Source organism: Rathayibacter tanaceti (assembly GCF_001634385.1).
Classification (GTDB): domain Bacteria; phylum Actinomycetota; class Actinomycetes; order Actinomycetales; family Microbacteriaceae; genus Rathayibacter; species Rathayibacter tanaceti.
The window spans coordinates 1-372 of sequence record NZ_LIIN01000323.1 but is presented as its reverse complement, the minus strand read 5'-3'; the positions used below and the strand labels follow the sequence as shown (position 1 = coordinate 372).

Sequence of the window (372 nt, the reverse complement as noted above, 5' to 3'; positions counted from 1 at the left end):
GCCGTCGCCGCCCGCCGCCTCGTCGACGCGGGCTACGACGTCACCGTGGTGGACGCGCGCGAGCGCACCGGCGGGCGGATCGCCGGTTCGACTCCGGACGGCTGGCCGATCGCTGTCGAGACCGGCGCCTGGGCTCTGACCGGCGCGGGAGCAGCGCTGCGCGAGAGCGTCGCCGACGCGGGCATCGAGACGACGGTCGTCGACCTGGTCGCCGTCCGTTCGACCGGCACCGACGGCAGCATCCTCGACACCGGCTCCACGGGCGCCGACGCCCTCACCCGCGCGCTGCAGTGGGGTGCCGAGCAGCCGGAGGACCTCTCCCTCGCCGAGTCGTTCGCCGGTTCCGGCGCCCCCGATCCGGCAGAGGCGGAG

General features: G+C 76.3%; 1 protein-coding gene. It reads left to right on the top strand.

The window, feature by feature from the left end:
* A partial coding sequence (locus ACH61_RS17160) for an FAD-dependent oxidoreductase (protein ID WP_153038976.1) occupies positions 1-372 on the top strand: 372 nt, incomplete at both ends.